This is a genomic window from Desulfobacter sp., from assembly GCA_028768545.1.
Lineage (GTDB): Bacteria > Desulfobacterota > Desulfobacteria > Desulfobacterales > Desulfobacteraceae > Desulfobacter.
The window spans coordinates 1,470,862-1,494,118 of record CP054838.1 but is presented as its reverse complement, the minus strand read 5'-3'; the positions used below and the strand labels follow the sequence as shown (position 1 = coordinate 1,494,118).

General features: G+C 46.9%; 17 protein-coding genes, 1 tRNA gene and 5 pseudogenes. 11 read left to right on the top strand and 12 right to left on the bottom strand.

The annotated features are described in order from the left end of the window. Positions 1-239 precede the first annotated feature (239 nt). From glnD to gatB, 9 genes and pseudogenes are all read left to right on the top strand, one after another. The gene (gene glnD / locus HUN05_07170; GenBank protein ID WDP84956.1) at positions 240-2,873 is read left to right on the top strand and encodes a [protein-PII] uridylyltransferase; all 2,634 of its coding nucleotides are present in this window, start codon (positions 240-242) and stop codon (positions 2,871-2,873) included. Further along, positions 2,860-3,198, top strand: a complete 339-nt coding sequence (locus HUN05_07165; protein ID WDP84955.1) for a P-II family nitrogen regulator — start codon at positions 2,860-2,862, stop codon at positions 3,196-3,198. Before glnD ends, HUN05_07165 begins: the two co-directional genes overlap by 14 nt. A gap of 56 nt (positions 3,199-3,254) precedes the next feature. Further along, a complete protein-coding gene (gene glnA, locus HUN05_07160; GenBank protein WDP84954.1) occupies positions 3,255-4,667 on the top strand; it encodes a type I glutamate--ammonia ligase in 1,413 nt (470 codons plus the stop codon). Positions 4,668-4,983: 316 nt separating this feature from the next. Beyond that, a complete protein-coding gene (locus HUN05_07155) occupies positions 4,984-5,868 on the top strand; it encodes a lytic murein transglycosylase (GenBank protein ID WDP84953.1) in 885 nt (294 codons plus the stop codon). Between the two features lie 17 nt (positions 5,869-5,885). After that, a complete protein-coding gene (locus tag HUN05_07150; protein ID WDP84952.1) occupies positions 5,886-6,089 on the top strand; it encodes a PLDc N-terminal domain-containing protein in 204 nt (67 codons plus the stop codon). A gap of 104 nt (positions 6,090-6,193) precedes the next feature. Then, a tRNA-Glu gene (locus HUN05_07145) sits at positions 6,194-6,268 on the top strand. 298 nt (positions 6,269-6,566) lie between these two features. Continuing rightward, positions 6,567-8,563, top strand: a pseudogene (aspS, locus tag HUN05_07140) (aspartate--tRNA ligase). Between the two features lie 24 nt (positions 8,564-8,587). Next, positions 8,588-9,817, top strand: coding sequence for a hypothetical protein (locus HUN05_07135; protein WDP84951.1), 1,230 nt, complete (start codon positions 8,588-8,590; stop codon positions 9,815-9,817). A 2-nt stretch (positions 9,818-9,819) separates the two neighbouring features. Further along, a pseudogene (gene gatB, locus HUN05_07130) lies at positions 9,820-11,250 on the top strand (Asp-tRNA(Asn)/Glu-tRNA(Gln) amidotransferase subunit GatB). A gap of 205 nt (positions 11,251-11,455) precedes the next feature. Here the strand turns inward: gatB and HUN05_07125 are convergent. From HUN05_07125 to HUN05_07105, 5 genes and pseudogenes are all read right to left on the bottom strand, one after another. After that, positions 11,456-12,379: an MFS transporter gene (locus HUN05_07125; GenBank protein ID WDP84950.1), complete on the bottom strand. Its 924-nt coding sequence runs from the start codon at positions 12,377-12,379 to the stop codon at positions 11,456-11,458. A 41-nt stretch (positions 12,380-12,420) separates the two neighbouring features. Continuing rightward, the gene (locus tag HUN05_07120) at positions 12,421-12,954 is read right to left on the bottom strand and encodes a transposase (GenBank protein WDP84949.1); all 534 of its coding nucleotides are present in this window, start codon (positions 12,952-12,954) and stop codon (positions 12,421-12,423) included. A 17-nt stretch (positions 12,955-12,971) separates the two neighbouring features. After that, positions 12,972-14,183 (bottom strand): annotated as a pseudogene (locus HUN05_07115) (IS256 family transposase). A gap of 35 nt (positions 14,184-14,218) precedes the next feature. After that, positions 14,219-14,887, bottom strand: coding sequence for a DDE-type integrase/transposase/recombinase (locus tag HUN05_07110; protein WDP84948.1), 669 nt, complete (start codon positions 14,885-14,887; stop codon positions 14,219-14,221). Then, positions 14,887-15,330: a hypothetical protein gene (locus HUN05_07105; GenBank protein WDP84947.1), complete on the bottom strand. Its 444-nt coding sequence runs from the start codon at positions 15,328-15,330 to the stop codon at positions 14,887-14,889. The genes HUN05_07110 and HUN05_07105 overlap by 1 nt, the downstream gene beginning before the upstream one ends. Positions 15,331-15,426: 96 nt before the next feature. Between HUN05_07105 and HUN05_07100 the strand changes: the two are divergent. Beyond that, positions 15,427-16,568, top strand: a pseudogene (locus tag HUN05_07100) (IS3 family transposase). A gap of 323 nt (positions 16,569-16,891) precedes the next feature. Here the strand turns inward: HUN05_07100 and HUN05_07095 are convergent. From HUN05_07095 to HUN05_07080, 4 genes and pseudogenes are all read right to left on the bottom strand, one after another. Beyond that, positions 16,892-17,281, bottom strand: a pseudogene (locus HUN05_07095) (MFS transporter). Between the two features lie 352 nt (positions 17,282-17,633). Continuing rightward, on the bottom strand, positions 17,634-18,014 hold the full coding sequence (locus tag HUN05_07090; GenBank protein ID WDP84946.1) for a RidA family protein: 381 nt from the start codon (positions 18,012-18,014) through the stop codon (positions 17,634-17,636). Between the two features lie 50 nt (positions 18,015-18,064). Continuing rightward, complete coding sequence (locus tag HUN05_07085) at positions 18,065-19,234, bottom strand: IS4 family transposase (protein ID WDP87959.1); 1,170 nt, start codon at positions 19,232-19,234, stop codon at positions 18,065-18,067. A 97-nt stretch (positions 19,235-19,331) separates the two neighbouring features. Next, on the bottom strand, positions 19,332-20,000 hold the full coding sequence (locus HUN05_07080) for an aminopeptidase P family N-terminal domain-containing protein (GenBank protein ID WDP84945.1): 669 nt from the start codon (positions 19,998-20,000) through the stop codon (positions 19,332-19,334). A gap of 141 nt (positions 20,001-20,141) precedes the next feature. On the opposite strand from HUN05_07080, the gene HUN05_07075 reads away from it, so the two are divergent. Further along, complete coding sequence (locus HUN05_07075; protein ID WDP84944.1) at positions 20,142-21,356, top strand: ISL3 family transposase; 1,215 nt, start codon at positions 20,142-20,144, stop codon at positions 21,354-21,356. On the opposite strand, the gene HUN05_07070 is transcribed toward HUN05_07075, so the two are convergent. Genes HUN05_07070 through HUN05_07060 form a run of 3 tightly spaced genes read right to left on the bottom strand, consistent with a single transcriptional unit; the run spans position 21,345 to position 23,251 of the window. Further along, positions 21,345-21,482 (bottom strand): hypothetical protein, encoded by a 138-nt coding sequence (locus tag HUN05_07070; GenBank protein ID WDP84943.1) that lies wholly within the window; start codon positions 21,480-21,482, stop codon positions 21,345-21,347. The genes HUN05_07075 and HUN05_07070 overlap by 12 nt on opposite strands. Before the next feature lie 10 nt (positions 21,483-21,492). After that, positions 21,493-22,479, bottom strand: a complete 987-nt coding sequence (locus HUN05_07065) for a pyridoxal-phosphate dependent enzyme (GenBank protein ID WDP84942.1) — start codon at positions 22,477-22,479, stop codon at positions 21,493-21,495. Between the two features lie 40 nt (positions 22,480-22,519). Next, positions 22,520-23,251, bottom strand: a complete 732-nt coding sequence (locus tag HUN05_07060) for an aspartate/glutamate racemase family protein (GenBank protein ID WDP84941.1) — start codon at positions 23,249-23,251, stop codon at positions 22,520-22,522. Positions 23,252-23,257 lie beyond the last annotated feature (6 nt).

Sequence of the window (23,257 nt, the reverse complement as noted above, 5' to 3'; positions counted from 1 at the left end):
CATGTTTGCTCGTATAAAATCAGCTAAAATATTTTATAATTACAAAACTGTATAATCAATGCCCTATAAATTTACATTTTTGCAATTAAATCCCGTCCGTATTTAAATATTTAGAACCATTCTCCTTTCCTTTTCTCCAACCCCCTGAAAATAAAGGGCTGGCACAGCCATTGCAGTATATCGAGCCGAACAAAGGCAAAGTGCGCAACATGATTTTACTCAGAAACAGGCAGGATAAAATGGACAGTCCGGACGCAAAACACTTGATCCGAGAAAAAGAGCAGCTGATTAAAGAGTTTCTCCAAGGCAGGGCAAAAAATTTCCTTGAACGGCTGACCACCTGTTTGGACGAATACTTTTATTCGGTATTTGAAAAGAGTATTGCTGCCAGGAAAATGGTGATTGCGGGCAATCCCTTTGCCGTCATTGCCCTGGGAGGGTATGGCCGAAAAGAGCAGTGCATCCATTCTGACATTGATCTTTTAATTTTATTTGATAAAAAAGTACCCGCAGATGTGGAAGCCTTTGTTCAAGAACTTTTATACCCGCTCTGGGACGCCCGGTTTGAGGTAGGCTATGCGGTTCGGAACATTGACGAATGCATTAAGATGTCCTTTGAACGATTCGACATCCTGACCACGGTCCTGGATGCACGATTCCTCTGCGGGGCCTCCCTGGTCTATTCGGATTTCATGGAAAGATTCAGAAAACAGCTGGCGGCCAAACATTTAAAACCCACCTTAAACTTTCTCTATGAAAACGGAAAAAAACGGCTGGAAGATTTCGGGGACTCCACCTATCTTGTGGCCCCGGATCTCAAATCCGGATTCGGCGGCCTGCGGGATTACCACACCCTGCTCTGGTATGCCAAAATCAAATCAAACATCAAATCCAGGCGGGACCTGGAATATTACGGGTTTTTATCCAATTTTGAATACCAGCATTTAGAAGCCTCACTGGCCTATATCTGGGACATCCGCAACCGGCTCCACTATATCACCCGCAGGAAAAACGACACCCTCCACTTTGAGCACCAGGCTGAAGTGGCAAATCTCCTGGACAATGACAATAAAATCAGCCAGCCCGACGTGGAGGTTTTTTTGGGAGAACTCCATGAAAAAATGGAATTTTTAAAACAGATCTCCCAGATCACCTTTGAAGATATTGTCTCCTCCTGCCGAATCAAAAAAGAAACATTTGAGGCCCGGCCCACCAAGACCCCGGGCCTGGTGGTGAAAAAACACAGGCTATACTTTGCCAATACCGTCTCCATCCTCCAGACGCCGGACCTCTTGCTCAAGATCTTTCTTGAAAGCGGCCAGACCCGGATGCCCCTGTCCATTGAAGCCAGGCGTGTGGCTTCGGAGTTTCGCCACCTGGTGGATAGCACCATCCGGACAGACCCCAGGTGCGTTAAGATTTTCAAACGGATCCTGGCCCTGTCCTATTGGGAATTCAACGTATTAAACGTGATGCTGGCCACGGGGATATTAGAGCAGTTTATCCCGGAGTTTTCCCCCTTGGTCAACAAGATCCAGTATAACCATTACCACATTTTTCCAGTGGACAAGCACAGTATCCGATGTGTCCAGATCATCAACAGTTTTAAAACACCCGGCACCACCCTCATGGAAAAACTCTACGCCGGGATATACAAAGAGATCCGGAATAAAAACGTGCTCATGGTGGCAGGCCTTCTCCATGATATCGGCAAATCCGACCCTGCCAAGGAACATTCCAAACGGGGGGCGAAAATTGCCGGCCCCATTATTGACCGTATAGGATTTACCCCGGGTGAAAAACAAGACATCCTTTTTCTCATTGAACACCATCTTTTTCTGGCCAAAACCGCCACCCGGAGAGATATTTTTGACGAGGAAACCGCCGTGCACACGGCCAACCGGATTGGAAAAATCAGGCTGCTGCGCATGCTGCTCCTGCTCACGGTTGCAGACTCCAAGGCCACGGGCCCCAAAGCGTGGAACAGCTGGACGGAAAACCTGCTCAAAGATCTTTTCCTCAAAACCATGGGCATCATCAAAACAGGAGAGCTGGCCACCAAAAAAACCCAGCGCCTCATTGATAAAAAGAAAAAAGATGTGCTGGCCCTGCTCAGGGAATCCTGGCGGGAAGACGAGGTCTACCAGCAGCTGTCTGCCATGTCCAGGCGTTACCTGCTCTACGTTCCCTCCCAAAACATTGTGGACCATATCAATCTGTACAGAAACCTGAACAACAGGGATTATATCTGGCAGATTGCCAAGGAAAACGATCCTGACATGAGAACCGTATCCATCTGCGGCAGGGACAAACCCGGATTTTACTCGAAAATTGCCGGCATCTTTTTCCAGAACCATATCGATATTGTCGCCTCCCAGGCCTATTCCCTGGGAGAGAGCCATATCCTGGATATCTTTAATGTCCGCCCCCCAAAGGACAGGCTTTTTGAAAGTGAAAAATGGGAAAAGGCTGAGCAGGAACTGAGCCAGGCCCTTGAGGACGACCATTACCTGGACAAGGCCCTCAAAAAAATCCCAGAGGTTTTGACCCTGCCCTCGGCCGGACAGCCCGAACCCAACCAGGTCAGAATCGACAATGAGACCTCCAGTTTTTTCACCATCATAGAGGTGCTGACCTATGATTTTCCAGGCCTCTTGTTTGCCATCACCAACACCCTGTACCGCAGCGGCCTTAACGTGAATGTGGCCATGGTCGGCACCAAGGTGGACCAGGTCATTGACATCTTTTACGTCAAAAGCCTGGACGAGGATCAGAAAATCGAGTCCCCTGAAAAACTGGACAAAATAAAAAAATCCATTATCAATCGTCTTCCACAGATAGAATCAAAGGAGATTATAAATGAAAAAAATTGAGGCAATTATCAAACCCTTTAAGCTTGATGACGTTAAAGAGGCCTTGAGTGAAATCGGTATTTACGGCATGACCGTAACAGAGGTTAACGGCTACGGCAGGCAGAAAGGACACAAGGAAATCTACAGGGGCGCCGAATATGTGGTGGACTTTGTCCCCAAAATCAAGCTGGAAATCGTGGTGACCGATGACCGGCTGGACGAGTCGGTCAACACCATCCGCACCGCTGCCAACTCCGGTAAAATCGGGGACGGCAAAATTTTTGTCCTGCCCGTTGAACAGGCCATCCGGGTCAGAACCGGTGAAGACGGAGACGATGCAATTTAAATTACGCAATGCAGCATTTTATATAACAACCAAAATATTTTATGAAAGGGCTTAAAATGACACCAAAAGACGTAATCGCCATGGCAAAGGAAAACAGTGCAAGAGTAGTTGATATACGCTATACCGACTTTATCGGCACCTGGCAGCATTTCAGTGTCCCCATCTCAGAGCTTACCGAGTCTGCTTTTGAAGACGGGTTCGGCTTTGACGGGTCTTCCATGAGGGCATGGCAGAACATTGACAACTCGGACATGATCGTGATTCCCGAACCTGAGACCGCCAAAATGGATCCTTTTTTCAAGGAACCCACCCTGGTTCTGATCGGCAACATCCATGATCCCATCACCCAGGAGTCCTACTCCAGGGATCCCAGGGGCATTGCCAAAAGAACGGAAAACTATCTGAAAACAACGGGCCTGGGAGACACTATTTTTGTGGGACCCGAGCCTGAGTTTTTTATCTTTTCCAATATCCGGTATGCCTCGGAACCCCATGCCTCCTTCTTTGAAATTGACAGCCCGGAAGCCCATTGGAACACGGGTGACGGATCCGAACCCAACCTGGGCTACAAAATCAGGTCCAAGGGCGGATATTTCCCCCTTCCCCCCAATGACCAGTACCAGGACATGAGAACCGAAATGATGCTCACCCTGGAAGACATGGGCATTGAAATGGAATGCCAGCACCATGAAGTGGCCACTGCGGGCCAGTCTGAAATCGACCTGCGCTTTGACAAGCTGCTGGAGATGAGCGACAAGCTTGCCTGGTTTAAATATGTATTGAAAAACGTGGCAAACAAGTACGGCCACACCGTCACCTTTATGCCCAAACCCCTTTACGGTGACAATGGCACCGGCATGCATGTCCACATGAGTTTCTGGAAAGATGGCAACCCCACCTTTGCCGGCAACAAATATGCAGGCCTGTCAGACAATGCACTCTGGGCCATCGGCGGCATCATGAAGCATTGCAAAGCCCTTTGCGCCATTACCAACCCCACCACCAACTCGTACAAACGTCTGGTGCCGGGATTTGAAGCCCCCATTAAACTGGCCTATTCCAGCCGGAACAGATCTGCTGCCATCCGCCTGCCCATGTATTCGGGTTCCCCCAATGCCAAACGGGTTGAATTCCGCACCCCGGATCCTTCCGCCAACGGCTATATGGCTTTTTCCGCCATTGCCATGGCAATGATCGACGGTATCCAGAACAAAATGGATCCGGGCGACCCCATGGATAAAAACATCTATGACCTGCCCCCGGAAGAGCTTGCTGAAATCCAGTCTGCACCCGGATCCCTGGAAGAAGCCCTGGAAGCCCTTAAAGCAGATCACGACTTTTTGCTCAAGGGTGATGTGTTCACCAAAGACGTTATTGACTATTGGATTGACTATAAAATGGAAAACGAAGTCAAACCCGTTATTTCCCGTCCCCATCCCCATGAGTTTGACCTTTACTATGATGTATAATTTGCCCATTTCCTCTTAAGGGAATAACACCCAGGGCCTGGAAACCACCTGTTTCCAGGCCCTTTATTTTACTCTCCTCTATCCCGGCCCCCAAAAACAAATGGGGATAACCTCTGCAAAAAGACATAATTTCATTGGCATTTTTGACCCCAATCAAAGGTTGAATTTGAGAACCGCCATGGTTACAGATGGGGGAGATCATTTTTTTAATGCAATCAAAAACAAAATACGCTATATAAAAAAATTAAAACAATGTAACCTGGAATTGGAATAAAAACCTGGGCCTAAGACCTGCAAGGGAGCAGACACCTTAAACATGGATAAACCAAATTTGCCGACCCGATCGATTCTATTGCTGTTTTTTTTGATTTCTCTATTTATCATGTCCTCGGCCGCCTTTGCCCAGGAAGATAAACCGTCTGAGAATAAAAAACTTGCCCCCCTGGCAGAGCGGCTTATCCAGGACGGATTTGACCCCCAAAAGATACAAGACCTGTTCAACCAAAAAACCGTTTATTTTAACCCTGACGGTGTTTCCCTGTTTTTCATCCATTCGGAATCCAGCCTGAATTACGACCAGTTCACCTCTTCCAAGTCCATTGCCAATGCACAGAACTACATGGAAAAACACAAACTCAGCCTGGATGCGGCAGAAAAAACATTTGGCGTGGACAAAACCGTGATCACGGCCATCATCCTTGTGGAAACAAGACTGGGATCCTACCTGGGCAAGCGCACCGTGATCAACACCCTCTCCACCATGGCCGCCCTCACGGACAAGGCGCTGCAAGAAGAAATCTGGCAATCCATCCCGGACAAGAAAAAACCCAAACGGGAAAGCTTTGACAAAAAAGTGGCCAAGCGGAGCAAATGGGGGTATGAGGAATTAAAAGCCCTGATCCGGTACGCTGAAAGGGAAGGCCTTGACCCCTCTGCCATCAAAGGCTCCTATGCCGGTGCCATGGGCGTTCCCCAGTTCATGCCCTCCAATGCCCTGACCCTGGCCAAGGACGGCAACAAAGACAGCCGGGTGGATTTATTCGACCATAATGATGCTATTTTTTCCGTGGCCAATTATTTAAAACACCACGGCTGGAAGTCAGGCATCAGCCGCCAGCGCCAGCACGAGGTCCTGTTCAAATACAACCACAGCAACTATTATGTAGACACCCTGCTTAAAATTTCAGACAAATTAAAATAGGAACCCCATACCTGCAAATGGAAAACACACTTTTATACATTTTAATCGTTGTCGGCCTCTCATTCGGCCTGACCATGCTGGCCCTCATTGACATCATTAAAAAGGATTTTCCTTCTGTAAAAGAAAAATTTGTCTGGCACCTGGTGGCCATCATCCCCGTGTTCGGCTGGCTTGTTTATTTTGCCCTGGGTGCAAGAAAAGGGAAGAAAAAAGCCTTTTAATCCAAAGGCCTTTCACCCAGACACCCCCAAAAATCAAAGAGACCCTTAACTTTTTATTTGACTTTTTTCTGATTTCAGTATAATTAATGGTGCTCAATTGATGTGGTCCCATCGTCTAGCGGTTAGGACGCTGGCCTCTCACGCCGGAAACTCGGGTTCGATTCCCGGTGGGATCACCACTCAGACTATCAAGGCTCTTGGCATTTTGTCAGGGGCTTTTTTTGTTTTCTGCAGAGTACAATTTCCCCCCCCCCCCCCCCCCTTCTGGGTAAAACATTTTTTTTGTCGGTCACAGGAAACTTAAGGGATTTGCCTACTCCAAAATCCAACAGCTGCATCCGGTAATCGCTCGCCACGGGATCAAAACCATTGCGGCTGAATCGTTTTCTCTTTACAAAAAATGAGTTATTTCTTATAGCCATCTGGACATAGCGGTGTGAATAATTATTACTCCCACAGGAAAAGGAATCTTGCGTTATGCTGTATAATGATAGATCCAATTGCGGCCGGCTTGGACCGGGCGATATCGGTAAAACCGTTCACCTTGCGGGCTGGGTCGATGCACTTCGTGACCATGGGGAAGTCCTTTTTGTTCATCTCAGGGACAAAAGCGGAATCGCTCAACTGGTTTTCAGCCCGGAATATGCCCCGGACGACGTTTACCATCAATCCACGACACTCCGAAACGAATATTGTATAAGCGTTTTCGGCCGAATCGTAAAACGGGCCGAAGGAACCGAAAATCCAAATATTGAAACCGGAGATATTGAAGTGATCGTTGAAAAAATGACGATCCTCAGCAGGTCCAAAACCCTTCCGTTTCCCGTTTCTGAAAAAGCCATGGTGGACAGTGAAGATGGAACCATAAGCCGTGAACCGGTGTCCGAAGATTTGAGGCTTCAGTATCGCTACCTTGACCTGAGGCGGCCGGGCATGCAGCAATTTCTCATCAAGCGGCATAAAATCAACGCCTGTGTTCGTGCATTTCTGGAGCAAAATGAATTTATCGAAGTTGAAACCCCTATTTTGACCCGGAGTACACCGGAAGGCGCAAGGGATTATCTGGTCCCCAACAGGATGAATCCAAAACATTTCTATGCCCTTCCCCAGTCTCCCCAGCTGTTCAAACAACTCCTCATGGTTGCGGGGTTTGAACGATATTACCAGATTACCCGATGCTTCAGGGATGAAGACTTAAGAGCCAACCGTCAGCCCGAGTTTACCCAGCTGGACCTTGAAGCCTCCTTTATTGATGAAGAATTTATCTTTGAGCTTATTGAAGAGTTGTTAAGCCGGATGTTTGAAGTTGGCGGGACATGCCTGCCGCGGCCGTTTCCCCGCATGACCTGGCAGGACGCCATGGACAAGACCGGGTCGGACAGGCCTCGAACAGCCTAAGCAAAAACGTTCTCCAAAATGAATATGCAAAACAGATCGTTCCCGGCTTCGGCGCCAAGGGCATGACCTGGATGCGCGTAACCGGAGACCGGCTTGATTCCAACATTGTCCAGTTTTTCAGCAAAGAGGAACAGCGCACGATCATTGACCGGTTCAACGCCGTGGACGGCGATGTGATTCTCATCATTGCCGATCCTTCTATCAAGGTGGTCAATTCCGCCTTAGGCCGTCTGAGGCTTCATGTCGCGGATCGTCTTGATATGATCGCAAAAGATCTATTTAAACCGGTCTGGGTTACGGATTTTCCATTGTTTGAATATACGGAAGAAGGGGTGACCTCCAGCCATCATCCATTTACCGCACCGGATCGGATCGACTTTGATCCCGCAGATACCGAAGACCTGCTCTCCCTTTTGTCACGGTCCTACGATATCGTTGTCAACGGTGAGGAATTGGGCGGCGGCAGTATCCATATCCATGATCCGGCCACCCAGCAGAAAGTATTCTCGGCTCTGGGGCTTTCGCCTGAAGAGGCAAAGGAAAAATTCGGTTTCTTTCTCCAGGCCCTGGATTTCGGACCGCCTCCCCATGGCGGGCTTGCCCTTGGTATGGACCGGGTGGTCGCCATGATCCTGAATACCCCTTCCATCCGGGAGGTCACGGCCTTTCCCAAAAACAGAAGTGCATTCTGCCCCCTCACCGAAGCACCCTCCCAGGTGGCCCATGAACAACTAGAAGAACTGGGCCTGCTGGACCTTGTAAAATCCGAGGCACTGCCGGGTTCAAACCAGGAACAGGAGGATATTGATTATCTGTCCTGGGTTTCCAGACTGGGATTTGAAGAAAAAGAACGGTCCATGATTGAAAGCGCCCTTGAAGATGCGGCAAAAATGGCCGAAGCCGTCCTGGACATTGCACCTGAATACGACCCTGCCATTTCGGTGGTCCAGGGTCAAAACTGTTTCAGAGAGGGGACGTCAGCCACAAGATCTTCATTTGTTGAAACCGGGGATCTGTTTAAAAATGCGCCTTCCGTAAAGGGAGACTACTTCAAGGTCGCGAGCATACTTGAATAATTGGGAACCACAAAAGGATTTTTTATGGAATCTGAAATTTTTACCTATACAAATGCCTCAGCCCGGCCCGGGACCGGCCCCATGGCAGATGTCCGTTTAGCTGTTGAGCCCGGCATATCTGTGGAAAACTGGCCCACCCATGCCCAGTCACGGGCCCTTGAAAATTATGTCGCCCTTGAAGATGCCGCATTGATCACCCGCCTGCGGGATGCCGGTGCCGAGCTCAAAGGAAGAACCGCCATGGGCGAACTGGGCCTTGGCCTTGACGGAGACACCGGTGGGGATGCACTGTCCAAAGGACTTTGCGATGTCGTACTGAAAACCGATACCACCGGTGAAGCACGGATGGCAGCAGCAAATTCCGGTTGTTTCGGGTTTAAGCCCAGCTACGGCCTTATTCCCCGTGCCGGCCTTATCGGCCTTGTCCCCTCCATGGAGTGCTGCGGTATTCTTTCCGGCTCCCTTGAGACAATTTCAACAACGGTCCGAACCATGGCCGGGGTGGATGAACGGGACCCCTCCATGGATTTTGCCGGTATTGATAAAGCCATGGAGGGCTTTGACAATCCGGTAACCCAGGACGGCCCGCTGACCGTGGGTGTGATCCGAAATTGGCATACCGCCATGGGGCTGGAAAACAAAGAATTTGAACAGGATCTGGAAAAATTCAGCAACGCCGGAATCAAGATCAAGGCAGTTGACATCAAGGATTTTTCCCTTGCCAGGACCGTTCACAACGTGATCGGCACCGTGGAGGCATCCTCCAGTGCAGGCCGGTTCGACAGTGTCCGCTACGGCCACCGGACAGGAATTTCGGTAAAGAACTGGAACGAGATGTACATCCATTCCAGGGGTGAATCCTTTGGTCCGCTGGTCAAAGCCTATCTTTTCCAGGGAGGATATTTCCAATACAGAAATTATAATGCGTTCCTGGATGCCTGCCGCATCCGGGCCCGGTTTATGGAATCCCTTGAAAATGCCTTTGAAAGCGTGGACCTGATCATCCTGCCAGTGGCTGCCGGGCCGGTCTCTGAATCCGGGTCTGAAGATTCAACCACGGTATCCAATTTTTATGATACGTTCTCATTGACACTTCTATCAAACCTGACCGGAAATCCATCGGTTTCACTCTCCGGTACGAACAGCGCCGATGATGCAGGAAAAGCCCTTCAGCTCATTGGAAGGCGGTTTGACGATGCAGGACTGCTTGCCCGTGCCGGCCGCATATCCGATATCCTTAAAGGGAAGGTGTAACCATGAAATATGAAGCGATAATCGGTCTTGAAATTCATATACAGCTGAACTCGGCCACCAAAATATTTTGCGACTGTGCCAACTCCCCCGGAGATGATCCAAACACCAATGTCTGTCCCGTCTGCCTTTGACTGCCGGGGGCCCTGCCTGTCATGAGCCGGGAGGTCTTGGAAAAGGCGACCCTTGCCTGTCTTTCCCTTAATTGCGAAATACAGAGTGAAAGTGCCTTTGACCAGAAGGTGTACTACTACCCGGACCTTCCCAAGGGGTTCCAGCTCTCCCAGGCCCATAAGCCCCTTGCAAAAAAGGGATGGATTGAAATTCAGGACGAACAGGACCAACCGAAAAAACTTCGGCTGCACCACGTCCATATGGAGGAAGACGTGGCAAAGCTGGTCCATGAAACCGAGGGTCGGGTTCCCATCAGCCTGGTGGATTTCAACCGGGCCGGCACCCCCCTGATTGAAGTCGTCACAGAGCCGGATTTTCGAAGTCCCCACGAGGCCATGGAATTTTTAAAGATCATAAGAAACCAGGTCCGGTATACGGGCTGTGCAGAGTGCAGCATGGAATCCGGGACCATGCGGTGCGATGCCAATATTTCCATTCGGCCCGAGGGCAGTGATCAGCTCAACACCAAGGTGGAAGTCAAAAACATGAATTCCATCCACCATGTGGGTGATGCCATTGCCTATGAGATCAAACGGCAGATCGATGCCGTCAACAATAATGAACCCATTGTGTTGCACACCCGGTTGTGGGATCCTGAAAAACGTGTCACCACAGCCATGCGGGCAAAATTCGAGGGACCTTGCATTCCCGACCCTTCGGTCCCGCCCATCGTCCTGGCCGATGCCTGGCTGGAAAAGATGAAATCCCTTCTTCCGGAGATGCCGGCCCAGAAAGTCAAACGGTTTGTCCGGGATTATTCATTGACCCACGACGAAGCCGCACTCATGAGTTCAGAACGGGGGCTTTCCGAGTTCTTTGAGTCCGTTGTCACCCATGGCGCCCCCGCCCGGATGACGGCCGGATGGATCGCAACCCAACTGCTTCCCGCCTTAAAGGCCCACGGGCAGACCCTGGCAGATACCAGTGTCACGCCTGAACGGTTTGCAAGCCTCATTCAACTGCTTGAAAAGGACGAGATCAACTCAAATTCGGCCAAATCCGTATTGGAAAAACTTTTTGAAATGGACGGTACGCCCGAAGAGATTTTTGAACAATTCGGTTTCAGGCAGGTGTCTGATGCGGCTGATCTTGAAAAGATCGTCAATAAAGTTCTTTCTGAGAATGCATCAGCGGTGGACAATTATAAAAACGGGAATAAGAAGTCCATGGGCTTTATAGTAGAGCAGACCATGAAAGCCTCCCAGGGCAAGGCCAACCCAAAACTTGTCCAGAAAATGATCGGAGAACTGCTGGCAAAATAAAAATATTGAATATCTTTTTATTTTGCCAGTTTCGGCACCCGGAGTTTCACTCAGGAACGCTGGGTGCCGGAACCGATAATGGCACAGGGTTATCTATCAGCACTCGGGAGGAAATCAGAATATTAATGCAAAACAAAAACGATTGCTGAAAACATATAATATATGTTGAAACAGATAAACTTTTTACTGTTTTAAACAGATAATTTTAGCCTTTAAAATTATTCCGGCAATAGGTTTCCCTGACCCTAAATGCTGCTGCCAAGGCCAGAATTGACAAAAAGACCATAGCGATGAATCCGTTCTGGTAATCAGCGGCACTGTATATTCGGACGCCGTTTGCCATATTTCCATCCCAAATCAGGTCTGCAATATAACCGAACAGAGGCTGAGCCAGGGCTGTGCCGATGAAGCAACCCGTGTTGACCACGCTGACCCCCATACCGGAAAGTTGTGGGTGGACAATCTCCTTGGCTGCGGCAAAGGTGATCACAAAACCTGATGCTGAAAATCCCATAAAGGCAAAGATGATAAAACCTGTTACTCCCGGCGTCCACGGCAAATACATTAAAACGAGCCAGGATAGGACATACGCTGCCGCAGCAAATATGAGAAATGGCTTTCTCTTGCCGATTTTATCAGATACCCATCCCCAGAACAGGGCACCGAGGGCGAAACTCAGCAACTGGATCGTCATGTGATCAGCCGCAAAGGAGCGGTTGAGGCTGTGAACATCCCGCAGATATGGCATTCCCCATAGCCCCATAAAGGCATAACTGCTACCAATCATACCAAATTGGACCCAAAACCCTGGCCAAACACTCAGGGTCATAAACACATTCTTAAGGTTAATCAACCAGTGCGCGTTTACAGTTTGGATATGACCTGTGTAGGTGTTAGGATAAGTAAATCCCATATCCTCGGGTTTGTTTCTGACCAGTAAAAATCCGACAAGGGCCAGGCAGAGAGAAAGGGCACCTATCCCGATGAAAACGGTGCGCCAATGAAAAACCGTCAGGGCTTGTGAAAGAGGGCCGGCAGCCATTACTGCCCCAAGATTTCCAAAAAAAAGAGTTAGGCCACTCGTGATACCAAACACTTTTTCGTGGAACCAGACCGAGTTATTCTTCATGCGGAATGTGTCAATGACAATGAGACACTTTATGCCTAAAATTAGGCTCCAATCTTATCCTTCTCTTCCTGTTCCGGTTTGTTGATCCAGGCTGCTTCTGGTAAAGCTGGTGGCCGAGGGATTTTCCCCTTAAAGCGTATTGGGTTTTTAATAAACGCCTCTTTCAAAGTTCTACAGCGAGACCCATAAATCTCTTTAGCAATGCCATAATGAAACTGTTCCGGGGTTACCAGGCCAATACCAGAATGGTAATGCTCTTTATTGTAGTATCCAAAGAAATCCTGGCAGAAGGCTCTTGTATCCTCGATCGAACCAAAATGATTTGGAAATTTTGGACAATATTTCAATGTTTTAAACTGAGCTTCAGAGTAAGGATTATCATTGCTGACGTGCGGTCTGCTGTGGGTTTTGGTTACCCATAGGGAATGTTCAGAATTCTGTGTCACGGTTTCGGTTCCCGGATCTGCCTCAGCGCCAGCGGAAGTAAAAGTCAGGTCCGAGAATGGGCCTTCAATCAGCCACGTCGGAGGAGTTGACTTTTGCTGGAGTGGAGTTCCTGGAACCATCTTTTCCATCTGTAAATAAATCCCTATCAAATTCCCAGCTCTTTATCCAGCCGGCCTTCAAAGAAAATTGCCAACTGGGAAATTGTCAGTGACCAATTTTGAATCGGCATTGTCCATTTTTTACTGGCGTTTTGGATCCCCATGTAAAGCAGCTTTAACAGGCTGTTCTGGTTCGGGAATGATCCCTTTGTTTTGGTCAGTTTTCGAAACTGTCGATGCACAGCCTCAATGGTATTTGTGGTGTATATTATCCGTCGAATCTCTTCTGGATATTTAAAGAAATGACTGAGGCGTTCCCAGTTGTTCCGCCAGGATTTTATCACAATCGGGTATTTGTCATTCCATTTATTTTCAAGATATCCAGTTCTTCTTCGGCCAGATCCTTATTGACCGCTTTATAAACACGTTTTAGATCTGTCATAAATTCCTTTTTATTTTTGGAACCAACGTATTTCAATGAATTTCGGATCTGGTGGACTACGCAGAGTTGAACTTCTGTGTCCAGGAATATGGTCTCAATGGCCTCGGGAAAACCTTTTAGACCATCAACACAGGCAATCAGGATATCTTTTACCCCTCGGTTTGAAAGGTCTGTTAACACCTGCAGCCAGAAGTTCGCACCCTCATTCTCGGATATGTACAGCCCAAGAACCTCTTTGCGGCCCTCGATATTCACCCCAAGAATTGTGTAAACGGCTTTGCTGCCGACCTTTCCGTTTTCTCGTACTTTATAATGTATGGCATCAAGCCATACGATTGGGGGTACACATTTTCCAACGGCCTGGCCTGCCATTCTTTGACGGTATGGATGATTTTATCGGTAATGGTGCTCAGAGTGGCATTTGAAATCTCAAGTCCATAGATTTCCTGTAAATGGGAAGCCATATCATTATAACTCATGCCCAGGCCGTAAAGGGCTATTATCTTTCTTTCAATTTCATCGCTGAGCGTTGTCTGATGTTTTTGACGATCTGTGGAGAGAAGGTTCCGGCCCTGTCACGCGGGGTTTCCAGCTCAAATTTACTATCCAGGGATTTAATGGTCTTTTTGCTTTTTCCATTACGGCGGTTGGCAGAAACTTCCTGCCCGAGATGGGACTCCAACTCTCCTTCAAGAGCAGCTTCAGCAAGATTTTTGATTAATGATGTAAGGACGCCGCCCTTACCTGTGAAGGGTTTACCTTCCTGGATGCCTTTAAGGGCTTTTTGAAAATCAAATTCGGTGTTTTCTTCGGTCATGTCAGTTCTCCTTATTTAGCTGAGTATATCAGCTTTCATTCAACTGACACAGAATTTTGAACGCCCTCTACCCCTAAATCGACAAGAAGTTGGGCAACCCCTTTGGATTTCATACTGGCTCCCCGATCTGCATGAAGTCCAAGCTGACCGGGTAATATATTTTGGTTTTCACAGGACTTCTCAATAAGCCTTTTGGCCAATGCTGTTTGTTCCCTATGGGCGACCATCCAGCCGACAACATACCTGCTGAAAATATCCATGATTACATACAGATAGAAATAAGTCCATTTTGTGACACTTTTCAACTTGGTAATATCCCAGGACCAGACCTGATTCGGTCCTGTTGCCAGCAATTCAGGTTTTTTATATTTCGGGCGATTTACCTGCCGTCTTCGTTCCGGCACAGAACCATGTTCTTTGTGAAGAAGCCGATACATCGTTCTGATGGAACAATAGTATTCTCCTTTATCAAGAAGAGAAGCATAGACCTGGTATGGGGCCTGGTCTCGATACGTATCCGAGTGAAGAATATCCAAAACCGTTTGTTGTTCATCAGGGTTCAAAGAAAGAGGAGAACTGCCCCGCTTTGATTTTACATGTTTTTTCGGAGAATAAAACCTATAAAAAGATGAACGAGGGACACCGAAAGCCTCACATGAAGGCTTTTTCCCAATATCGTAACTTAACGTTAGGGCGGCATTCATCAGTCGTCTCCTTTGAGGTCGTCCAGATTTTGTTGGATTCCCAGGATCTGAGAAATTTTTTTTTGGGCTTCAATGATGAGTTCCGCCTGTTTTAACTTATGCTCTAATTTAGATTTTTCTTTTTGAAGTCTGGCGACCTCTGTTGCCAATGGGTTCTTCTCTTTGGATTTCCTCCCTCGTTTTCGAGGTGCCATGGCGTTGAGAAGTCCTTTATCCCGGGCTTTGCGCCAATCGGCCAAATTTGAAGAATAGAGGCCCTCTCTTCGAAGGATCCTACCTATTCCTCCGGATTCATTGCAGTTTTCAACCTCTTGGAGAATACGCAGTTTATAAGAAGCAGTGAAATTACGCCGGGGCTTTTTCTCAGGAACTTCAGGATCAGGGATTGAATCCTGTCCCCCCAAGGAGGCCCCAATTCCAGTCGCCCTATGGGCTCCTTCCATTGGTGCCTCCTTGGGGGCTGCGGTTACCCCCGATTTTAGGACCACTTGCTTAAGTGGAATCCGCGTCCTGAAAATGGTAAGAAAGGACGCATGAAAATGACACGTAAAAGAAGACAATTTTCGGCAAAATTTAAAGTCAAAGTGGCGGTCGAAGCCATCAAGGGAATGAAGACCTTAGCCGAGCTATCAACGGCCTATAAGGTTCATCCAAATCAAATATCGGCTTGGAAGAAACAACTGCTCACCAATGCCCTAGAGCTTTTCCCATCAGGGAAAAAACGGCGGCCAAAGACCGAGGAAGAAATCACTGCCCCACTTTACGAGGAGATCGGGCGACTGAAAATGGACATCAAGTGGCTTGAAAAAAGTTATGAGCCTGCCGGTTTCAACGCGTCGGAGTTGGGTGAAACCTGACTCTCCGTCTATTCGATCCGACGCCAATGTCGACTGGCAGGCGCACCTCGTTCGGGTTTCTACTATAAACCCGTCCCTGAAACAAATGAAAACCTTCTGCTGATGCGTATGATCGACGAGCAATATATGAGGCATCCGGAATTCGGTTATCCGCGCATGACGAACTGGCTCCGTGATCAGGGACACTGTACCAACCGAAAGCGGGTAGCTCGTCTGATGCAGCGCGTATGGGAATTCAGGCCATCACGCCAGGACCACACACAAGCAAGCCTGCTCCTGAACATAAAGTATATCCATATCTGCTTCGTAATGTTGAGATTGAACGCGTTAACCAGGTTTGGAGCACCGACATCACCTACATTCCGATGCGGCATGGGTTCATGTACCTGAATGCTGTAATCGACTGGTATAGCCGCTATGTTATTTCGTGGGAGCTGTCGAACTCATTGGACAGTCTTTTCTGCATTGCAGCGCTGGAACGGGCCTTGGAACAAGACACCCCGGAGATCTTTAACACAGTCCAAGGTTCACAATTCACCTCGGATGCCTTCACGGGTGTGTTGTTAGACAAAAAAATCGCTCTGAGCATGGATGGGCGCGGACGAGCTATCGACAATGTATTCATCGAACGTCTTTGGTGGACACTCAAGTATGAGGACGTCTACCCTAAAGCTTACAGCGATGGGCACTCGCTGTACAGAGGGCTGGATGCCTATTTCTGCTACTATAACTGCGAGCGGAAGCATTCTGCACTGGACAAGCAAACCCCAGCTGAGGTATTCATCAAAGGGACAGTCACAAAAGGAGGTCATAAGAAATTATGATCAAATATGCATCCGGCGGCCCTACTGGGTATATGTTCCGCGCTAAGGCGCGAGGATTTAACGCATTAAGGACAGAAACATGGGAAAGAGAGCAACATAAAAAACGAGCGGCTCGTAGGTCGCCTATATTACTAAACAAGAGAGCGCAGTTTCCACTTAAGAAATCTCGTTTCGTGGTTTAAGATTGGGGGTAGGCGCAGGCTGCCTGTTTTTCGGACTCTGGTAGTGGGTTCATTTTTATCGGTTTCATATAAGTATTGCCTTACCCGCCCTACACTAATTTATCAAGGGGTAAGTGTCTCACTTATATTGTCACAGAGGGTGATGGAAATAAAGACCACCGAGACCCCGAGGCCCACTAGAAAGCGACCCGCACAGGCCATTTCAAATCCTATGGCCATGCCGAAAAGTATTGAGCCGATCCCAGCCACCAGGTTCCCGGAAATAATGGATGATCGGGTCCCTAAGGTATCAGCAATGATACCCGAAGGAATCTGCATCAGGGCATATACTGCAAAATAGATGGCAGACAGGGCTCCAAGACGAGTCCCGTTGATTTCAAACTCTGCCATGAGAAATTCGGAGACGACTCCGGGAGCCATGCGGTGAAAATAGACTAAAATGTAGGTAAGGATAAGAATAGCGAATATAGACCATCTTGCCAGCTCAAATCGAAAATCCGTTGCTTCAGGATTAGCTACCGTCTGTTTCATGTAGGGATCCCTTATGCACCTTAAAATGTTAAAACGCTCACACTAAAGATTTAATGTAACACTATCAATCAAGATCTCCAAACCCAGTGAAAAAATAAATAGTTAAAGGTGCTTATGATAAAAAACAAAAATGATACTTAAGGGTATTTAAGGGCTCCCAAGCCATTAAGCGCCCTGCTCAAGTCAGCCCCAATCAGATCCGGCCAGGTGGTTGCTTTGAGTGCTGTCAAATTAAGAGGGAATGACAAATTAAGTTAAGAATCCGCGCATCCTATTTGCAGGATGTATTTAAAAAAATTTTCCCGCCGATACTTTTGCCGATATCAAAAACAATTTGGCTATATTTTTAAACCTAGTGAATTCCTGCGATCACCTCAATTTCGACATCGAGATTATCATCTATTCCAGCAACGGCAACAGCATTTCTTGCCGGTCTGTTTTCTGGGAAAAATTTAACATACACTTCATTCATCTCGTCCTTGTCTTCAATGGAAGAAAGAAATACATCAACCCTTAACACCATGTCCATGGAAGAACCGGCAGCTTCAAGAATGGCGCTGATGTTTTTGAGTATTCTTTCGGTCTGCTGTGCAACGCTGTCATGTATGGTTTGGGATGTTTCAGGATCTTCTGACGTCTGGCCTGACACAAATACAAGATCACCAAATTTAACTGCCTGTGAATAGGGTCCGGGCTCAGGAGCCTTGGATGTATAAATGATCTCTTTTTTCATTTTATCTTTCCTTTTGTATAAATTTATCAATTAACATCAGTGATGTCCGGTTAGGTTTTTGCTTGCTCAATAATTTTTTGATCTTTGACAATATTGTCCCTGTTTGAACTATGAGAGCCCTGCTCCTCGCAGCCAAACAGGTCATTTAGAATGGCGGTTCGCAGCTGCCGAACTCTTTTGATCGTGACCTTTTCATTAAACTGTTTTTGGCAATGGATTGCCAGTAACAGGTAAGTGATAAGGCCGCCAAGAATCTGAACCATAAGGCCGTATTCACTGCGGGCAATGAGATGATATACCTTCAGATGTTCTTTCCACCATTTGAAAAAATCCTCAATGGTCCACCGGAGTTTATAAATTGTTGCTATTTGTTCCGCTGTTAAATCATGCCTGTCAGTTGCCACATAGTATTTGACGCCAGCAATTTTATAGCCAACAACCCGAACAGGCCTTTTCGTCTGGTTTTGATTCGGAGTACCAAGTTTAACCAGTGCATCATAAAAAATGTAGCTGTCGGAAGGGGTCTCGTGGTTATCAATAATTGTTCTTGTTGTCCTGGTTTTTATACGGCAGACAAAATGTTTGCCTTGCTCCTGAAGCAGGTCAAATTCTTTATGGGATTGATATCCACGATCCATAACACCTGTTTGCCCCTTGGAAAGTATTTTGGGAACAAAAGTGCGTTCAGCGCCGTTGCCTTCAGTCAAAAAGATTTTGTTTGGGATTCCGTGATTAATGTCAAATCCGCAATGTACTTTGGCTTTTTTACTTCCTTTTCTGTAGTTCGCCCAGTGCATTGAAAGGACTGCATTTATGAGACTACCGTCAATGGAAACCAACTCTCCTAACTCGGCGTGTTCACCCGGATGACACTCAAGAGCCTGTTTATAAAGATCCTCAAAGATAAATTGCAGTTGTTCGAGTCCCCTGTGATTGATGGCTTCACAGAAACTACTACGGCTGATACCACCGTCTGGCGCAATATTTTCTTTAGCAAAAACATTCTCCTTGAGATCCTGAATTAAATGTCGGGCAGACTTGTGCTCCTGAAGATGGAAATAAACCAAAGCATTTATCTGGTCTTCGAATGTCATTTTTAAAGGGCGGTCTCCTCGAGATTGTAATTCCGGTGCTTTTGAAAGTGACTTTATCAGAGGGCACCTGAAATTGTCAAAGTTCAGGGACCGTAGTTGTTTTTTAGGGACTGAGATGTGCGTCATTTGAGCTCCTTGAGTTAAATTTTCAAGGCGCACAAAAATTTTTACGCACATTTGTCAACACAAAACCGACTGTTTTTTCAATGATTTTAGATGCTTTTTATATGCAACAACCTAACCGGACACTACTGAGCAATACCACGTCATTTTTTTGATATTTTCTGTCCGGATGGAAGGTCAGATGAGCTGTGGATGTTCTTTGGTCCGACGGCATAATGGGGAAAATGGCTGTGGATGATCCGCCAAATTCATCAGTCCCTGCAATCTGACCCGCCGAGACCATGGCGGCAACCTCTTTTTCCCAACCCCCCACATGGATCTCTTTTACCGCAATATTCATTACGCGTTCACAGATTTGTGCCGCCTGTTTCATATATGCGATTTCTGCCGGAGATTTTATTGTTTTTACCCAGTTGACAAGATTGGTTCCATCCATGGGAGCGGCCAGGGGTAATTTTTCTAAAAGGGTAAGATACATTTTGGCGTTAAACCAGTATCCGTCCATTTCCATTCCCAGAGATTTTTTGTCAAGGCCCATTTTGCCGAGCAAGTCAGCGAGCCAGACCATGGTGTGGGTGTACCTGGACTGTACATATTCATCGGGGTATCCGTAAAGATGGTCATCGGGCAGCCATGAGGTTATTCTTGCCCCATTTCTATCCTGTTCCCTGCCAAACCAGAATGGTTTTTCCTGATCAAGGGAGACTATGACGCCCTGGTGCACATAAAAGGACCACCCGTCATACCCGGTTAGATAATTCAGGTTCATCAGAAAATCGCGTACCTGGACTGAGAAACATCACTGGGAAGGCAATAACACAGTAAGGATTTTTATGCTTGAAATGATGGTGTGAACATGATCATGTTCTAATTTTTTTGTGTTATTCGCACAAAATCGGAGAATGAATTAATGTCCACAAGCTTCATATACCATGCCTTTGGCCTTCGTGACTACTTTTATAAAACAACGCGTTTCATCGGTGGAATAATCACTTTTGAACTCATACCAAAACCGGAGGCGGTAAAATGCCCGGAATGTAATTCCAGGTCCGTCACCAGGAAAGGGATTGTGACAAGAGATCTCAGAACAATACCGGTAGGTTCAAAACCCGTGATTCTCAGGACGGCTATCCAGAGAATTTGGTGTTCGTTCTGTCAATTTGTCCGGCAAATCAAACTATCCTTTGCCCAGGAGGGGAAAAGCTATACCCGGGCTTTTGAACGGTATGTCTTGGAGTTGTCTCAGTTCATGACAATCAAAGATATTGCCATCCATTTAAGGATCAGCTGGGATACGATAAAGCAGATCCAGAAAGAAGACCTGCTGAGGCGTTATCGAAATATCCCCCTTGAGAAAGTCCGGCAGATTGCCATAGATGAAATTTCCATAGGGAAAGGGCATAAATACTTGACCATCGTGATGGATCTGGAATCCGGTAGAATTCTGCACGTGGGAGAAGGAAAAGGTGGTGAAGCTTTGAAATCTTTTTGGACAAAAGTGAAAATATCGAAAGCAAAAATCAAAGCCGTCAGCATCGATATGTCCCCGGCATACTTGAGTGCTGTTATTGAAAATCTTTCTGGTTCAGCAATTGTCTTTGACAGATTTCATGTTGTTAAATTGTTCAATGAGAAACTGTCGGATTTCAGGCGAAAGCTCTACAACCTTCTTGCCAATACCGGGCAACAAAAACTTCTGAAGGGAGTCCGGTGGCTTTTGTTAAAAAATCCCGAAAACCTCAGTGATGACAAGAAGGAGGCCCAACGGTTAGAAGAAGCATTGAAAATAAATCAGCCGCTATTGGTAGTCTACTACATGAAAGAGGAACTCAGGCAAATATGGAATCAAAAGAAAAAAGAAACAGCTGAAAAGATAGTCAGCAATTGGATCAATCTGGCCAATATTTCCAAAATTCCAATGTTGATGAAATTTGCCAAGACCTTGGCTGTGCACAGGCAAAGAATCCTTTCATACTATGATTACAGGATATCTACAGGTCCTTTAGAAGGGACAAATAACAAGATAAAAACCATGAAACGGAAAGCTTATGGATACAGGGATTCGGAGTTTTTCAGGTTGAAACTTTTGGACCTTCACAATAAAAGGTACGCATTAATCGGATGAACCATAATTCATGTTCCCAGGATCCATGACAAGGAGCATCTCCATGCCCGCTTTGTCCATCATCTCCTTGGTTTTTTTAATTCTTACCTGATATTCTTCATTGGAAAAGATCAGTTCTTTTTCCATCTTACAATCCTTATGAATTTTCTGATTTGTTTTGTATGATAGAAACATACTCATCAGAGTTGATACTGCTTCCCGTGAGCACGGTGACCGCATTTTTACCTTTGACATCTATTTTTTTTGCAAGCAGAGCGCTGACGCCGATAACGCCGGCACCCTCCACAATCAAGCGGTGGTGTTCAAATAAATAACGAATACCCTCTTTTATCTCCTCTTCCGAGATGAGCAGATGCTGGTCCACTAACTTTTTTACCATTTCCAGGGTAAATTGGTTGTCAACGCCAATACCTCCGAGAAGCGAATCTGCTAAGGTCTCTTTTTCTTCAACTTCAACGGGAACGCCTGCGTTTACACTTTCCAGCAATGCTGGAGATTGTTTGATGGAAAGCCCTATGATTTGTATGTCGGGATTGATGGCTTTTGCCACCATGGCAATTCCGACCATTAAACCGCCTCCGGACAACTGGACCATTAAAACATCAGTGAACGGCAGTTTTTCTAAAATTTCCAGGGCAATGGTGCCCTGTCCGGCAATAATCAAAGGATCATCAAAAGGAACAACCGGAATCATCTCGTTTGCGGCCATGACCTGATAATAATTTTTTTCTGCTTCGTCCTGGGATTTTCCCTTTATGGAAACTTCAGCACCCAGGCGTTTGATGATCTCGGCCCTGTAGGCGGGTACATGCTCTGAAAGGCAGACAACGGCTTTTATGTTCTGGCGGGCCGCCACATAGGCCACGGCTTTTCCATGGTTACCCGTGGAAAAGGTGATGACGCCTCTTTGTTTTTCTTGGGTGGTCAGGCTTAAAATCTTGTTGGCAGCGCCCCTGACTTTAAAGGCCCCTGTTTTTTGGAGACATTCAAGTTTATAGTGAATGCTTTTGGCACCCGTGATCTTTGCCAGATCAGAATCCATCAAAAGAGGGGTGTTCTTGACAATATGGTTGATGCGGTCACGGGCGCAATAGGCATCATGCAATCGAGGTGTCTGGTTCATCTGTTCAGTTCCTGTTTACAACCCTTTAAGCATAGATTTTTTACATATATCCGCGATATTTTTTTTTCACCACGGCACTAAACACAAAATCGATCATGGTCATATAATCAAACACCGGCAGCCCGGTCTTGTCCGCCACACCCTTTGCATAGGGGGGCAGCAGGGAGCACTCCAGCAAAATGGCCCCCATCTCTTTATGCGTTTCAATCAGGCTCCCTGCTTTTTCAAGCACCTCGGTTTTAATTTTCTCTGAATCAAGGCTGCCTTTTTCATCCAGCGCAGCTGATTTAAACTCCGGACTATTCTCTAAACCGACCACGACCATTCCCTTTTTTTCCCGGATACCGATGGTTTTTAAAAATGATTCTGTCAGATTCCTTTGACTGGCTGTGATAATTCCGATCTTCTGGTCGTCCGGGATAAGCTGCCGGATAAAGGGAATCTGTAAAAGACTGGATAAAAATACCGGCATATTCAAATCCTTTTTCAACTGATCCTGGTGCACGGCCATAAACCCGCAATCCCCGGTAATGGCCCTCACCCCATTCTCTTTTAAATTTCTTGCAGCGCAAAGCAGGGCCGGGTATATGTCTTTGTCGCCTCCGATGGCCTTTTCAACGGAAAACCCCGCCACTCGTTTAAACCGGACCAGGAAGGTATAGGAGGTGGCATTGGCCACGTCCCCCGGGATAAAAGGAACCGGAGAATCCAGCAAAAGGATGCCAATGGCTTCCCCATAGGAAACCTGGTTGTTTTTTTGTTGGTAAATCATGGGTTC

Bases quoted from the DNA above. Each gene is read 5' to 3' on its own strand.
- glnD (WDP84956.1), top strand. From the start codon at position 240: ATGGACAGTCCGGACGCAAAACACTTGATCCGAGAAAAAGAGCAGCTG.
- HUN05_07165 (WDP84955.1), top strand. From the start codon at position 2,860: ATGAAAAAAATTGAGGCAATTATCAAACCCTTTAAGCTTGATGACGTT.
- glnA (WDP84954.1), top strand. From the start codon at position 3,255: ATGACACCAAAAGACGTAATCGCCATGGCAAAGGAAAACAGTGCAAGA.
- HUN05_07155 (WDP84953.1), top strand. From the start codon at position 4,984: ATGGATAAACCAAATTTGCCGACCCGATCGATTCTATTGCTGTTTTTT.
- HUN05_07150 (WDP84952.1), top strand. From the start codon at position 5,886: ATGGAAAACACACTTTTATACATTTTAATCGTTGTCGGCCTCTCATTC.
- HUN05_07135 (WDP84951.1), top strand. From the start codon at position 8,588: ATGGAATCTGAAATTTTTACCTATACAAATGCCTCAGCCCGGCCCGGG.
- HUN05_07125 (WDP84950.1), bottom strand. From the start codon at position 12,379: ATGAAGAATAACTCGGTCTGGTTCCACGAAAAAGTGTTTGGTATCACG.
- HUN05_07120 (WDP84949.1), bottom strand. From the start codon at position 12,954: ATGGAAAAGATGGTTCCAGGAACTCCACTCCAGCAAAAGTCAACTCCT.
- HUN05_07110 (WDP84948.1), bottom strand. From the start codon at position 14,887: ATGAATGCCGCCCTAACGTTAAGTTACGATATTGGGAAAAAGCCTTCA.
- HUN05_07105 (WDP84947.1), bottom strand. From the start codon at position 15,330: ATGGAAGGAGCCCATAGGGCGACTGGAATTGGGGCCTCCTTGGGGGGA.
- HUN05_07090 (WDP84946.1), bottom strand. From the start codon at position 18,014: ATGAAAAAAGAGATCATTTATACATCCAAGGCTCCTGAGCCCGGACCC.
- HUN05_07085 (WDP87959.1), bottom strand. From the start codon at position 19,234: ATGACGCACATCTCAGTCCCTAAAAAACAACTACGGTCCCTGAACTTT.
- HUN05_07080 (WDP84945.1), bottom strand. From the start codon at position 20,000: ATGAACCTGAATTATCTAACCGGGTATGACGGGTGGTCCTTTTATGTG.
- HUN05_07075 (WDP84944.1), top strand. From the start codon at position 20,142: ATGTCCACAAGCTTCATATACCATGCCTTTGGCCTTCGTGACTACTTT.
- HUN05_07070 (WDP84943.1), bottom strand. From the start codon at position 21,482: ATGGAAAAAGAACTGATCTTTTCCAATGAAGAATATCAGGTAAGAATT.
- HUN05_07065 (WDP84942.1), bottom strand. From the start codon at position 22,479: ATGAACCAGACACCTCGATTGCATGATGCCTATTGCGCCCGTGACCGC.
- HUN05_07060 (WDP84941.1), bottom strand. From the start codon at position 23,251: ATGATTTACCAACAAAAAAACAACCAGGTTTCCTATGGGGAAGCCATT.